15 protein-coding genes are annotated in these 11,320 nt (G+C 60.6%); 9 read left to right on the top strand and 6 right to left on the bottom strand.

Annotation, left to right across the window (positions count from 1 at the left end; genetic code table 11):
• Together thiC and VFB05_RS12605 are read left to right on the top strand one after the other, a co-directional pair.
• Positions 1 to 1,443 (top strand): phosphomethylpyrimidine synthase ThiC (gene thiC / locus VFB05_RS12610; protein ID WP_325012738.1); only part of this gene is annotated, 1,443 nt, incomplete at its 5' end.
• A 12-nt stretch (positions 1,444 to 1,455) separates the two neighbouring features.
• Positions 1,456 to 1,968 (top strand): hypothetical protein, encoded by a 513-nt coding sequence (locus VFB05_RS12605; RefSeq protein ID WP_325012736.1) that lies wholly within the window; start codon positions 1,456 to 1,458, stop codon positions 1,966 to 1,968.
• Here the strand turns inward: VFB05_RS12605 and VFB05_RS12600 are convergent.
• Positions 1,965 to 2,954 (bottom strand): hypothetical protein, encoded by a 990-nt coding sequence (locus VFB05_RS12600; RefSeq protein WP_325012734.1) that lies wholly within the window; start codon positions 2,952 to 2,954, stop codon positions 1,965 to 1,967. The two genes, VFB05_RS12605 and VFB05_RS12600, sit on opposite strands and share 4 nt — an antisense overlap.
• Positions 2,955 to 3,221: 267 nt before the next feature.
• Here VFB05_RS12600 and VFB05_RS12595 point away from each other — a divergent pair, with 267 nt between their 5' ends.
• Positions 3,222 to 4,034, top strand: coding sequence for an SEC-C domain-containing protein (locus tag VFB05_RS12595; RefSeq protein ID WP_325012732.1), 813 nt, complete (start codon positions 3,222 to 3,224; stop codon positions 4,032 to 4,034).
• An 801-nt stretch (positions 4,035 to 4,835) separates the two neighbouring features.
• On the opposite strand, the gene VFB05_RS12590 is transcribed toward VFB05_RS12595, so the two are convergent.
• Positions 4,836 to 5,741 (bottom strand): hypothetical protein, encoded by a 906-nt coding sequence (locus VFB05_RS12590; protein ID WP_325012730.1) that lies wholly within the window; start codon positions 5,739 to 5,741, stop codon positions 4,836 to 4,838.
• 58 nt (positions 5,742 to 5,799) lie between these two features.
• Positions 5,800 to 6,243: a DUF2380 domain-containing protein gene (locus VFB05_RS12585; protein WP_325012728.1), complete on the bottom strand. Its 444-nt coding sequence runs from the start codon at positions 6,241 to 6,243 to the stop codon at positions 5,800 to 5,802.
• On the opposite strand from VFB05_RS12585, the gene VFB05_RS32155 reads away from it, so the two are divergent.
• Both VFB05_RS32155 and VFB05_RS12575 read left to right on the top strand, forming a co-directional pair.
• Complete coding sequence (locus VFB05_RS32155) at positions 6,233 to 6,748, top strand: hypothetical protein (RefSeq protein ID WP_414643187.1); 516 nt, start codon at positions 6,233 to 6,235, stop codon at positions 6,746 to 6,748. The genes VFB05_RS12585 and VFB05_RS32155 overlap by 11 nt on opposite strands.
• 202 nt (positions 6,749 to 6,950) lie before the next feature.
• The gene (locus VFB05_RS12575) at positions 6,951 to 7,766 is read left to right on the top strand and encodes an arylamine N-acetyltransferase (protein WP_325012726.1); all 816 of its coding nucleotides are present in this window, start codon (positions 6,951 to 6,953) and stop codon (positions 7,764 to 7,766) included.
• 9 nt (positions 7,767 to 7,775) lie between these two features.
• Here the strand turns inward: VFB05_RS12575 and VFB05_RS12570 are convergent, their stop codons facing one another.
• Positions 7,776 to 8,210, bottom strand: coding sequence for a hypothetical protein (locus VFB05_RS12570; RefSeq protein ID WP_325012725.1), 435 nt, complete (start codon positions 8,208 to 8,210; stop codon positions 7,776 to 7,778).
• 156 nt (positions 8,211 to 8,366) lie between these two features.
• On the opposite strand from VFB05_RS12570, the gene VFB05_RS12565 reads away from it, so the two are divergent.
• Together VFB05_RS12565 and VFB05_RS12560 are read left to right on the top strand one after the other, a co-directional pair.
• The gene (locus VFB05_RS12565; protein ID WP_325012723.1) at positions 8,367 to 8,789 is read left to right on the top strand and encodes a YeeE/YedE family protein; all 423 of its coding nucleotides are present in this window, start codon (positions 8,367 to 8,369) and stop codon (positions 8,787 to 8,789) included.
• Positions 8,790 to 8,793: 4 nt separating this feature from the next.
• Entirely contained in the window at positions 8,794 to 9,261 is a 468-nt protein-coding gene (locus tag VFB05_RS12560) for a DUF6691 family protein (protein WP_325012721.1), read from the top strand.
• 6 nt (positions 9,262 to 9,267) lie between these two features.
• Here the strand turns inward: VFB05_RS12560 and VFB05_RS12555 are convergent, their stop codons facing one another.
• Positions 9,268 to 9,687 (bottom strand): hypothetical protein, encoded by a 420-nt coding sequence (locus tag VFB05_RS12555; protein ID WP_325012719.1) that lies wholly within the window; start codon positions 9,685 to 9,687, stop codon positions 9,268 to 9,270.
• Positions 9,688 to 9,937: 250 nt separating this feature from the next.
• Here VFB05_RS12555 and VFB05_RS12550 point away from each other — a divergent pair, with 250 nt between their 5' ends.
• Positions 9,938 to 10,192 (top strand): hypothetical protein, encoded by a 255-nt coding sequence (locus tag VFB05_RS12550; protein ID WP_325012717.1) that lies wholly within the window; start codon positions 9,938 to 9,940, stop codon positions 10,190 to 10,192.
• Positions 10,193 to 10,282: 90 nt separating this feature from the next.
• Positions 10,283 to 10,636, top strand: coding sequence for a hypothetical protein (locus tag VFB05_RS12545; protein WP_325012714.1), 354 nt, complete (start codon positions 10,283 to 10,285; stop codon positions 10,634 to 10,636).
• Between the two features lie 174 nt (positions 10,637 to 10,810).
• On the opposite strand, the gene VFB05_RS12540 is transcribed toward VFB05_RS12545, so the two are convergent.
• Positions 10,811 to 11,299 carry a J domain-containing protein gene (locus tag VFB05_RS12540; protein ID WP_325012713.1) on the bottom strand — a complete coding sequence of 163 codons (489 nt, stop codon included), beginning with the start codon at positions 11,297 to 11,299 and terminating at the stop codon, positions 10,811 to 10,813.
• Positions 11,300 to 11,320 lie beyond the last annotated feature (21 nt).

Raw genomic sequence — 11,320 nt, 5'->3', positions numbered from 1 at the left:
GGCATCGTCACGCCCGAGATGGAATACGTCGCCACGCGCGAGAACCTCGGCCGCGAGATGCTCAAGGAATACGTGCGCGACGGCCAGGACTGGGGCGCGAGCATCCCCGACTACGTCACCCCCGAATTCGTCCGCGACGAGGTGGCGCGCGGCCGCGCGATCATCCCGGCCAACGTCAACCACACCGAGCTGGAGCCGATGGCGATCGGCCGCAACTTCCTCACCAAGATCAACGCGAACATCGGCAACAGCGCCGTGACGTCGAGCGTCGAGGAGGAAGTCGACAAGATGGCGTGGGCGATCCGCTGGGGCGCCGACACCGTGATGGACCTCTCGACCGGCCGCAACATCCACAACACGCGCGAATGGATCCTGCGCAACTCGCCGGTGCCGATCGGCACCGTGCCGATCTACCAGGCGCTGGAGAAGTGCAACGGCGACCCCGTCGCGCTCACCTGGGAGCTCTACAAGGACACGCTGATCGAACAGTGCGAACAGGGCGTCGATTACTTCACCATCCACGCCGGCGTGAGGTTGCCCTACATCCACCTCACCGCCAACCGCGTCACCGGCATCGTCTCGCGCGGCGGCTCGATCATGGCGAAGTGGTGCCTGGCGCATCACAAGGAGAGCTTCCTCTACACGCATTTCGACGAGATCTGCGACCTGATGCGGAAATACGATGTTTCGTTTTCATTGGGCGACGGCCTGCGGCCGGGCTCGATCGCGGACGCCAACGATCGCGCGCAGTTCGCCGAACTGGAAACGCTCGGCGAACTGACCAAGATTGCCTGGGACAAGGGCTGCCAGGTGATGATCGAAGGCCCCGGCCATGTGCCGATGCACAAGATCAAGATCAACATGGACAAGCAACTCAAGGAGTGTGGCGAGGCGCCGTTCTACACCCTGGGCCCGCTGACCACCGACATCGCGCCGGGCTATGACCACATCACGTCAGGCATTGGCGCCGCCATGATCGGCTGGTTCGGCTGCGCGATGCTCTGCTACGTGACGCCGAAGGAGCACCTTGGGCTACCCGACCGCAACGACGTCAAGACTGGCGTGATCACCTACAAGATCTCGGCGCATGCCTCCGATCTTGCGAAGGGTCATCCGGCGGCGCAACTGCGCGACGATGCGCTGTCACGCGCGCGGTTCGACTTCCGCTGGGAGGATCAGTTCAACCTCGGGCTCGATCCGGAGACGGCGTGCAAATTCCACGACGAGACCTTACCGAAGGAAGCGCACAAGGTGGCGCATTTCTGCTCGATGTGCGGCCCAAAGTTCTGCTCGATGAAGATCACGCAGGACGTGCGCGACTACGCCGCGACCTTGAACGACAAGGAACAGGGCATGGCGCAGATGAGCGCCAGGTTCAAGGAGATGGGCGCGAACGTCTATCTCGACGCGGACAAGGTGAAGCAGAGTAATAAGGCGTTGTGAGAAAAGAGCCTCATGGTGACGAGCAGCAAAGGTGCGTCGAACCATGAGGCCGCCTATATCTTGGGAATGCAAGTGCAACGATTGACTGATCAGCCGCGCGACATACTACCTTACGATCCCGGCACTTTGCCTACCCGACCAGCACCGAAGGCCGGAGACGTCATTCGTATCGAGGTAGACGGGCTTCCACCGGCGAAAACAATTCGCCGATCGATCCGCAACGAGAATCACCCGAAGTACGAATCGTTCGTGCTGCTGAGACGCAAAGCGACTGCTGCGATGGCTGGTCGCGCTTGGGTTTTCGGCCCAGTAGCGGTGAACATCACGCTTTTTGGTCCGTCCAATGACGGTTCATCGATGGTGGACTATCTTGGTGGCGTGATGGATACTCTTGATGGCAGCAGCGGACCGACGTTCACCTATCTTCCAATCGTCTTTGAAGATGACTGTCAGGTAGTCCGGAGCGAGGTGAAATTACAGGATCATCCCACAAGCAAGTACCTCATTGAGGTAGAAGTTCTCTAATAACTGTGTATGGGCGAAAATCCGTAATGACTGCCAACTGCGGCATAGGACCGATCAATAGCCTCCACAATGTCATCTAGGCTGGTCCCGAGTTGCTTGTCATAAAGCTGCATGTTCATCTCGCCAACGTGAACAAACGCATTCCTTCCGTCTACCAGTGCCTCAATCGAATCGTAGAGTGATAATTTCCGCCGCTTATGGGGCTTACGCATTGCGCCAGCAATATCCAACTTTGAATCGAGCAACCTAAAGTTTTCAGCAATCGAGCTAGGGCGCTGAAACGAAAAGCACTCGGCAACGGTGCGCTCGACCGGTTGCTCTTTGACGGCAATCTGCTCAAGCTGATTGTGACTTAGTCTAGCTTTTTTCAAAACGGCGGCACGCTGTTTTGAGTATTTAAGAGCAGCCGTAAACGTCGCACGAAAGTATTCTTCCCACACTGCTATCACGTACGGGACAAGCAAATTGTTAGAAAGTAACCGAGGATTCATTCGGTCGATGAAAGCGAATCCAGAAGTTTTCTCGCGAGCTATGTCACCTTCAAACTTCCTCGCCATCAGATATACGCGCGCAGCGCCGAGCGCGTTATGAAAATGCCAGCGCGCAAGGTAGCAGCCGGATGACAGCGAAGAAGGAGGCGGCTCCTCAGGTCGCCAATATCTGTTGCGTCCAGCATCTGTGATAAAATGACCGCCGAACAGGTCGCGGATGGTCTTAATCGTCTTGTTCTGATGCTTTAGGTCCCAATAGCTTCTCGACACTGTCGATCTCGTGTCTACGGTGATCTCTTCTTTCTTACGATAGATTTGAAGTTCGACTCCGTACCACGACCTGTAGTCATTCTCGTCAAGCCAGAAATAGCTCCCCACTTGATTGGGAATTTCTAGGTCATCACGAATTTTCCTGTAACCTAGCAATTCAACGACTTCTTGGAGTTGAGGCAGCTTCACCGTGCTCGGGAGCTTGCTTTGAGAAGTGTAACTCATATGGATCCGCCCTTAGTCTGCGCTCGTAATTATGCAGGTAAAGCGTCTATAGCCAATAGAGGGCGCGTCCTTCGCTGCTCCATCAGGTGTTTGAGGATGATCTCGACAGTCCTGTGAATAACCGGGACATGCATCCCACTGCCACCGCATCGCAGCGGCTTTCACGTGAAGCCATCGGCAGCGACGCTGCTAAGGTGCCCGGCCGACTGTTGTGCGGTCACCCGCAGGGGCGGCGCTTTGGCTGGCGGAATCTGATAACACTACGGAATGCCACCACGACGCAACGAGCGCTGTCCGTGCGGTAGCGGAAAGCGATTCAAACATTGCCACGGCCGAGAGTTCGGACCACCTCCCGTTCCGAGCGAGGTCGCCGATTCCGTGCGGTTCGTCTGTTTCGAGACGGATTTGGAGGACTATCGGTATGCCACAAATGGCGGGACGGCCTTCATAGTACGACGTAAGGGGACGCCATACGGCATAACCTGTCGGCACGTCTTGCATGGATTCAGCATCGACCATCTTGTGATAAGCGACGCTAGAACGGGTCGAAAAGCGGCCGGTATCAAAGGAACGTACCACCCGACAAATCTTCGCGACGAAAACGAGGGATCGGACCTCGAGGACATTTGCGTGATCGCCTTCAACGAGTTCGAGGAGCAATTTTTTGATGGAGCCTATGACCTCGATCGCCAACCGGCAGCCTCAAGCGAGCCAGCCAACCAACTCATAGCCACAGGATTTTTGAAGCAAAAAAGCAGCATTGATCCGCCGAACATTTTTGCAGGATTGGGCTTTCTTGAATTTCGCGACGCCGGCGTGGCGCAGTTCGACCATGCACTGCGTCGAGGATTCGCAACCTACGCAAACTCTGATTTCGATAGCATTGCGGGCATGAGTGGGTCGCCGGTTTATAATCTAAACCGCGGGGCGTTGTGCGGCATGATCGCGCGCGGCGGCCTTCAACCTGACGGAAGACTAACAGTTTATTTCATCGACATTTTCGACATATTGCAATTTCTCGATGCTGTAGCGGCGGGATCAAACAACGTCAGTTATACTAAGGACCGATCGCGACTGTAGAGCCCCCGGAAGCCCAAAGGGCGTCTGACGCTGCTGATTTGCCCCCTGTCCAGCCCTCGCGCAAAAAATATTTCGCTTAACCCGTCGGGCAAATCAGTGGCTTAAGCCCGCGCGTCTCACCCGATGAGAGGGGCGGCTCGCGATCGTCACGAACGTGGGATGAGATGCGGTGGACGCGGACCTCGCCAGAAGACGAACGGCGTGGGCTCGCGGACGGCGAAGTCGTGTGGTCCTGACGCCCCGATGCTGGCGTTCAAATGAGTGACAATGCTGACGCATTGCACTCGTGATGGTGGCAAGAAAGCCCGGCTCACCAGGGAGATCACGAAGGAAACCGTTAAAACCATTGCGCAGGGAGTGCCGGAACGTTCCGGTGGACCTGTGGTGGACTTACTCGTGTGCTTTCCTTTTCTGCGCACGAGGCTGCGGGTGCACTGAGGCACCGGCATTCCCTGCGCCCTCTTTTATCCGGGGCGACATGTTCGTGCATCACCCGGGCGCATTCCGTGCCGCGGCAATGCGGGCGTGTGTTGTCATTCCGGGGCGCGACAGCGAACCCGGAATCTCGAGATTCCGGGTCTGGTCCTTCGGACCATCCCGGAATGACTCCAAAACTTGCTGTTTGACATGTGAATCTGAAAGCCCGCGAGACGCGTCGCTATCAACGATTCTCCTCCGGACAAGGCGGAGTGACAGACGTCATGTCCGGGCTTGTGTGCCCGCTGTAGCCCTTGGCGAAGGCGGGACCCGGGCATCCATCAAAACGAAAAGGCCGGATGTAAGCCCGGCTTTTTCATGGTCTCAAACGGCTTCGCCAAACGCGGCCGCAATGACCCTGTAGGCTGGATCATCCTCGGGATACCAGACAGAGGCAATCTGGGCAACGAAGCGATCCGGCTCATTCGGCAATCCTGCGATAGCGACCGCACCGGCCTGCGCCTTCAAGACCTTCGCGAGTGCTTCTCTATCGTAGACATAAAGTGCTCCGCTTTTGATGCAACATGCGTCGGAATCAAATTGTGCCGCGGCGAGACCGCGAGCCCTCGCTTCGTTTGCGACCGCTTCGACAGATAGGGTCGTAAAATTCCTGATTGTATCGAGTGGGAGATAGCCAACGGGCTTCGCGGGACCGACTTCAGCCAGACTACGCAACGACCTGTCACCCTCAAGCGCCGCCAGCTCACGCGCGAGGTTGTCGCGTGCCGTCTTATCAAGAGCGCGTGCAAAAGCGGCATCGGGAAAGATCACCGGCCGTGCCGCGAAGCGCCGGAGCACATCGGACCGGCCCGCGCGATAGGCCGCGTCCGGCACGTGGGCAAATTCCTTGCGGATGGCCGCAGCATAGGCATCGTAGCGCGAGGGCTCCGCGCCCAGGATCGAGAGATCGATCGAGATCAGGATCGCGCCCAGTTTATCGCTGGGTTCGACCTGATGCGTCCTGGTCAAGCGGATGAGCCGGCCGACCTCTCGGGCGATCTTCGCATCAAGATGCTGCTCGGCGAGCTGCGCGCTGAGCTCCTCATTATCCGATCGCCTGGGATCATAGACAACGTCGTGCCACCAGATGGCCGTCTCGAGAACCTCGCGCTCCGCAGCCGACAGGCCATCCACGCGGGCGAGCTGATCAAGACAATCCCTGATATGCGCCAGATTATGATAATGCCGGTTCGGCGCCGCATAGGCGGCGATCAGGTCCTCAGGAGTCATGGGGTTTCCTGCGCGTCACCTGCGGAGGTGAAGTCCCGCCAACCATTCAAGGCCGCCCTCACCTCTTCTCCATCGCCTCCTTGACGGCGTCGCTGACGAAGACGGCGGCGCGGCGGAAGGCCTCGTCGGTATCGCCGCGAAACGTCACGGTGCGCTTGAACAGCAGCTTGTCCGTCTCGAGATCGAGCAACTCGACATCGCCATTCTGTATCAGCGTGCTCATCTTGTGAATGCCGCCATAGACGACGAAGCGCGCGCCGGAGCGGTGGCTTGCGTCGATAAACTTTTGCGGCTGCATGTTGATCGGCGTACAGGGCGGCTCCGCGCACTCGATCGGTATGACCTGAAACTGGCCATCGGCGCTGAGCTTGGCGCGCAGCAATTCGGCGAACTTCGCCACGCGCGCCTCATGCTCCGCCTTCTGGTTCTTCACCTCGCCCGAGGTGTCGATGTAGTCGAAATCGGCCACCGCGACCGTGGGCGGAGCCGCGATGAGCCGCATCGGGCATGACATGGCGGCAAAAGCGCCCGCCGCTGCGATCACCACCGCGGCTCGATTTGTCCTGCGCATCCCTGGTCCTCCCGGCGTGCCCGCCACTTTCGGCGTGGCCACAATAGCGCATCTTCCGACGATCGCCAGCAATCACGCGCTTGCTACTGGCGCGCGCCACCCTTTTGCCGCACCAGAGTCGGTCGGCGCCACCGAATGGCGCCTGGGGACCCATCATCCAAGGAGTGACTTCATGCGTCGCGTTACCGCTTTCTGTGCTGCTGCCGCTTTCGTCCTTTCTGCGGCCGCCATCGCCCGCCCGATGCCGCAGCAGTCCGGCTACTACGTGATCCGCTGGGACAACACCGGCGTCTGCCAGATCTGGAACACGGATTTGCAGGAGAAGCCGGTCAAGTTCCTGTCCGACTACAAGGTCGTCAGCAAGCCGGTGCCGACGTTTACCGAGGCCGCCGCGATCCAGGAAAACATGCGGATGAGCCGTCACTGCACGCTGTGAGCGGCTGTATCAGGGACAGGCCTCATGGTGAGGAGCGTAGCGTCTCGAACCATGAGGCTGCCGTCATCCTTCGAGACGTATCGCGGTCCGCGATGCTCCTCAGGATGAGGCAAAGTGGAATACGAAGGCCCGGCGATTGCCCGGCCTTCTGGTTTTGATGCCGTCCTCATGGTAGTAGCGCCAGCACACAGGGCCGCCCATCATGGATAGCGAATTTCGGCTGCAAAACTATCTGGCGCGGATCGGATACAGCGGTCCGCTGAAAGCCGATCTCGCAACGCTGCAGGCGCTGCAACGCGCCCATCTCGATGCGATCCCGTTCGAGGCACTTGATCCCCTGCTGCGCCGCCCGGTCAAACTCGACCTCGCCTCGATTCAGGCCAAGCTCGTGGATGGAGGCCGCGGCGGATATTGCTATGAGCATAACCTGCTGCTCCGGGCCGCACTTGCCGCGATCGGCTTTGAGGTCACCGGGCTTGCCGGGCGGGTCCGCTGGATGTCGCCGCCCGACAGCCCGCTCGGGGCGAAGACGCACATGTTGCTGAAGGTCGATCTCGCCGACGGCGCTTATCTCGCCGACGCCGGCTTCGGCGCCTGCCTGCTCGATGCGCCGTTGCAGATGAAGACTGACATCGAGCAATCCACCGCGATGGGGACGTACCGGCTCACGCAATCCAACGGCCTGCTCTGGCTGAATGCAAAGCGGCAGGGCGGCTGGCGCACGCTGTATGTGTTCGACCTGCAGCCGCAGCTGCAGTCCGACTACGAACTCGGCAACTGGTTCACGTCGACCAACCCGAACATCCCGCTCACCACCCGCCTGATCATGGAGCGGCTCTCGGGGGAGCGGCGTTATCGGCTGGTCGATCGCACGCTGTCGACGGAAGCGCGCGACGGCGAGGTGACGGCTGAGCGCACGCTGCAAAACGCCGATCAGCTGGGCGAGGTGTTGCGTGACACCTTTGGGATCACGCCGCCGGTAACGCCCGCCGAAATCTTCGAGCGCGCCGGCGGCTAGATCCAGCTTCTAGTGCAGCGAGATCGCCAAGCCGCTCAGATCGGCATTCGCCATCAAGCCGACCTGGGTCCCTGCGAGTTCGAGCACGACGCCCCTTGCATTGGTGAGCGCGATGCCGCGCACGCCGCCGCCGACCACAATGCCCGCGCCGCCCGCCGCATAGACGCCGGCGATATCCTGCGGCCGCCAGATGTTGTGAACGCGGCCACGCAGCACGGCGCGCGATCCTCCGAACACCAGGCCGTAGTCGATGCCGCCGATCCCGAGCGAATAGCGACGTCCGTGGAAGTCCAGCACACCGCCGCCGCCGTTGCCGCCGATGATCCATCCGCCCTTGTAGATCGTGAGCTGCACGTAGCCTTCGTCGGCGCCTGCGGAGGCCGAAAGGCCCACGAAGGCAACGAGCGCAAGGACGATGACGCGGAAGGCGGATGACAATTTCATAGGTTCCCCCGGGGTTGGCGCTTTTTCAAAGCTGTCGAATCTCAAGCGGGGCGGACTTTAGCCGATCGAACAAGCCGAGAAAAAGGCATTGGCGCCAACCAAACCAGCTCCTATCGTGGCAATTCGGGAGCCGCAGGCCCACGGGAGAGTCAGAAAATGCATCATTTTACACCCCTGAGCGGACTGATCGGCGGCGCGTTGATCGGGCTTGCCTCCGCGCTGTTGATGTTATCGGCCGGACGCCTGGCTGGCGTTTCCGGCATGCTCGGCGGATCATTGACCGCAAACAGCGACCGCGGCTGGCGGCTTGCCTTCATCGCCGGGCTGATCGCGGCGGCGCTGATCGGCCCGCTGTTCGGCACGCCGGGCGCCGCGCGGCTGTCGTCGTCAAATCTGGTGCTCTACGCCGCCGCGGGGCTTCTGGTCGGGTTCGGCAGCCGGATGGGCAATGGCTGCACGTCGGGCCACGGCGTCTGCGGCTTCGCGCGCATCTCAACCCGCTCGATCGTGGCGACGCTGGTGTTCATGGGCGTCGCGTTCATCACGGTCGCGGTCGTTCGCCACGGTGTTGGAGGCTGATATCATGGCGCTCATCCTCGCGAGTTTTGGTTGCGGTCTTGTCTTCGGACTGGGACTTTTGATCTCCGGCATGACCGAACCGGAAAAAGTGCTCGGCTTCCTCGACGTCTTCGGCGCGTGGGACGCCACGCTGGCCTTTGTGATGGCGGGCGCGGTCGCCGTTACCAGCATAGGCTTTGTGCTGGCGCGGCGTCGGAATGCGCCGCTGTTGGCGCAGCGCTTTGCCTGGCCCTCGCGCAGCGATGTCGATGCGCCGCTTGTGATCGGTTCGGCGCTGTTTGGCGTCGGCTGGGGTCTTGTCGGCATCTGTCCGGGTCCGGCGCTGGTCAATCTCGAAGGCCTGAGCGCGCCGATCGTCGCTTTCGTCGCGGCAATGGTTGTCGGCATGTTCGGCTTTGAAGCATGGCAGCGACGGAGTGTCGCGAGCGATGGCGCTCAAACCGTTGCCGTCGCTACGCCATCGGACGGGTGACAGCCCTTACGCCTTCTCTGCCGCTTCCAGGCGGTTGAATTCGGCCTTGACCAGTTCGTGGAAGACGTCCTTGTCGAGCACACCGGATTTGCGGAAGGGCGCAGCCGCCAGCGCATTGACGACGGCGTCGTGAATTTCGAGGCCGCCCTCGGAGTGCTTGACCATGCCCCACTTGATCAGCTTCCTGTCGCTGACGACTTCGGTGAAATGCTTGAGGCGGACGCTCAGGCTTTGAAACTCCGCTGCGTCGGGAAATTCGCGCTGCACGGCGCGCAAGCCGCGGAGGCTGTCCGGTCTATCGGCCGGGCTTGAGGCGTCTGCGCCGTCGTCCGCCGGCTTTTCAACAAGCGCCATCTGGTAAACGCCGAGCGCCTGATGCAGCCGCTCCGGCTTGACCGGATTAACCTTCTCTTCGCTGGCACTCATCAACATGACCTCGCTTCTGCCCGCCCCATGCGCCAGCGGAAGCCGCTTGTGCGCCAACGGAAGAAGGTTTGCAACCTCGACGACATCATTTTGAAACCGTTTTGAAATCCTTCCGGATTGAACCGGTTCCATGGCTCGCGACACTCATGACCATTCGGGCCGATCCCTTAAGGTCCGGAAGACACACCCCCGCGAAAGACCTCCATTAGCAGGTCCAGCGGATCACCAACGATTACTTTAGGAGATAACTGTGCATCACATCCGAACCCTTGCCGCTGCCGCTGTCGTCGCTGCCACCGCGTTCGTCGCGACGAGCCCGGCGCAAGCCGCGCCCTACCACGTGATCAAGTACGCCGACACCGGCTTCTGCCAGGTCTGGGACAACGGCATCCCGACCACGCCGTGGCCGGTGCACTACACCGTCATGACCCATCGCCAGGCGACCTTCGAGCGCGCTGTCGCGGTCAAGGGCTGGCTGCTGCACAAGGGCTACTGCGCTCTGTAATACCGAATCGATCGGCGGAACGGTGGGCACGGAAGCGCGTTGATGCTTCGTGCCCATCTTCGCGTCTTCAGGGGCCTTCGGGAGTACTTGATGCTGCATCAATTCTCCGCAACCGACATCACCTTCATCGGCGAACAGGATGGCGCGCATGAGCGGCGGCTGAAGGAAGCCATCACCGTGCTGCTCGATCTCAATGCCGGCGTGGCGCGTGCCTATCTTGCGCGCGTGCGTTACGATGACGGCACCACCGGCGGCGTCCTGCTCGGTCTTTTGACACGCGACAGACAAGAGAACGGCACGCTCGCGCTTCAGATGGACCGCGCCTTTGGCGCCCTGTTCAACACCGAGGCGCATCTCGACGTCGTCTTCCTCGACGACGCGGGCGACGCCAGGATCGGCAAGAGCTGCCCGCCCTTCTACAGCTATACCGCGCGCTATCACTGACGTGGACCAGCTCGCCTGGTGTGGCGGTTCAGAAGTCCGCATCATTGGTGCGCAGGGTTCGCCATGCGGACTTCTGAACCAAAGCCACACTGGATCAACAGGTTTCTAGTGTCCCTTCGATTCCGAAGTTCGAAACGTGGCTCCGATAATGCGACGAACTTCGGAATCGGGACACTAGCGGCGCGGCGCACGCCGCTCCCTCATCAGGGCATCATGCGCCGCCGTGATCCGCAGGAACGCTTCCTCGCTGCCGCCGGCATCCGGATGAGCGCGCTTGGCGAGCAGCTTGTAGGCGCGATGAATTTCACTCTCGGAGAGGCGACAGCCGAACGGCAATCCCAGAAGCTCGCGGGAACGCTCTTCTATCGTCAACATTTTGGGCAAGGCTTGTCGCCGCCCGAATTGCGGGGTGGTGAGCGCAACCAGCACCTCGTGCATGACGCCGAGCCGCCGCCGCGCGGCAACGCAGGTTGCGTGATCGGCGCCGGCCTGTGCGGCAGACCGCAGAATAGGCAGCGCCTGGGAAGCGGCCTGACGCAGCGCTTCGTCCTCGCTGAGCGTTGCGATGCGGTGTGCAAGCTCCACCGCATCACCATAGTCAGGCGCATGCGCCGACCAGATGCGGTCGAGCTCGAGCTTCCATTGCGTGATGCGTTGATCCATGGCGAACCACCCGCGCAATTA

This window comes from Bradyrhizobium sp., from assembly GCF_035652035.1.
GTDB lineage: Bacteria > Pseudomonadota > Alphaproteobacteria > Rhizobiales > Xanthobacteraceae > Bradyrhizobium.
Note: the sequence above shows the minus strand (reverse complement) of the source record. Positions and strands in the feature narration are given on the sequence as shown.

Excerpts from the sequence above, each read along its gene's own strand:
- VFB05_RS12605 (WP_325012736.1), top strand. The coding sequence starts at position 1,456 with ATGGTGACGAGCAGCAAAGGTGCGTCGAACCATGAGGCCGCCTATATC.
- VFB05_RS12600 (WP_325012734.1), bottom strand. The coding sequence starts at position 2,954 with ATGAGTTACACTTCTCAAAGCAAGCTCCCGAGCACGGTGAAGCTGCCT.
- VFB05_RS12595 (WP_325012732.1), top strand. The coding sequence starts at position 3,222 with ATGCCACCACGACGCAACGAGCGCTGTCCGTGCGGTAGCGGAAAGCGA.
- VFB05_RS12590 (WP_325012730.1), bottom strand. The coding sequence starts at position 5,741 with ATGACTCCTGAGGACCTGATCGCCGCCTATGCGGCGCCGAACCGGCAT.
- VFB05_RS32155 (WP_414643187.1), top strand. The coding sequence starts at position 6,233 with ATGAGCCGCATCGGGCATGACATGGCGGCAAAAGCGCCCGCCGCTGCG.
- VFB05_RS12585 (WP_325012728.1), bottom strand. The coding sequence starts at position 6,243 with ATGCGGCTCATCGCGGCTCCGCCCACGGTCGCGGTGGCCGATTTCGAC.
- VFB05_RS12575 (WP_325012726.1), top strand. The coding sequence starts at position 6,951 with ATGGATAGCGAATTTCGGCTGCAAAACTATCTGGCGCGGATCGGATAC.
- VFB05_RS12570 (WP_325012725.1), bottom strand. The coding sequence starts at position 8,210 with ATGAAATTGTCATCCGCCTTCCGCGTCATCGTCCTTGCGCTCGTTGCC.
- VFB05_RS12565 (WP_325012723.1), top strand. The coding sequence starts at position 8,367 with ATGCATCATTTTACACCCCTGAGCGGACTGATCGGCGGCGCGTTGATC.
- VFB05_RS12560 (WP_325012721.1), top strand. The coding sequence starts at position 8,794 with ATGGCGCTCATCCTCGCGAGTTTTGGTTGCGGTCTTGTCTTCGGACTG.
- VFB05_RS12555 (WP_325012719.1), bottom strand. The coding sequence starts at position 9,687 with ATGAGTGCCAGCGAAGAGAAGGTTAATCCGGTCAAGCCGGAGCGGCTG.
- VFB05_RS12545 (WP_325012714.1), top strand. The coding sequence starts at position 10,283 with ATGCTGCATCAATTCTCCGCAACCGACATCACCTTCATCGGCGAACAG.
- VFB05_RS12540 (WP_325012713.1), bottom strand. The coding sequence starts at position 11,299 with ATGGATCAACGCATCACGCAATGGAAGCTCGAGCTCGACCGCATCTGG.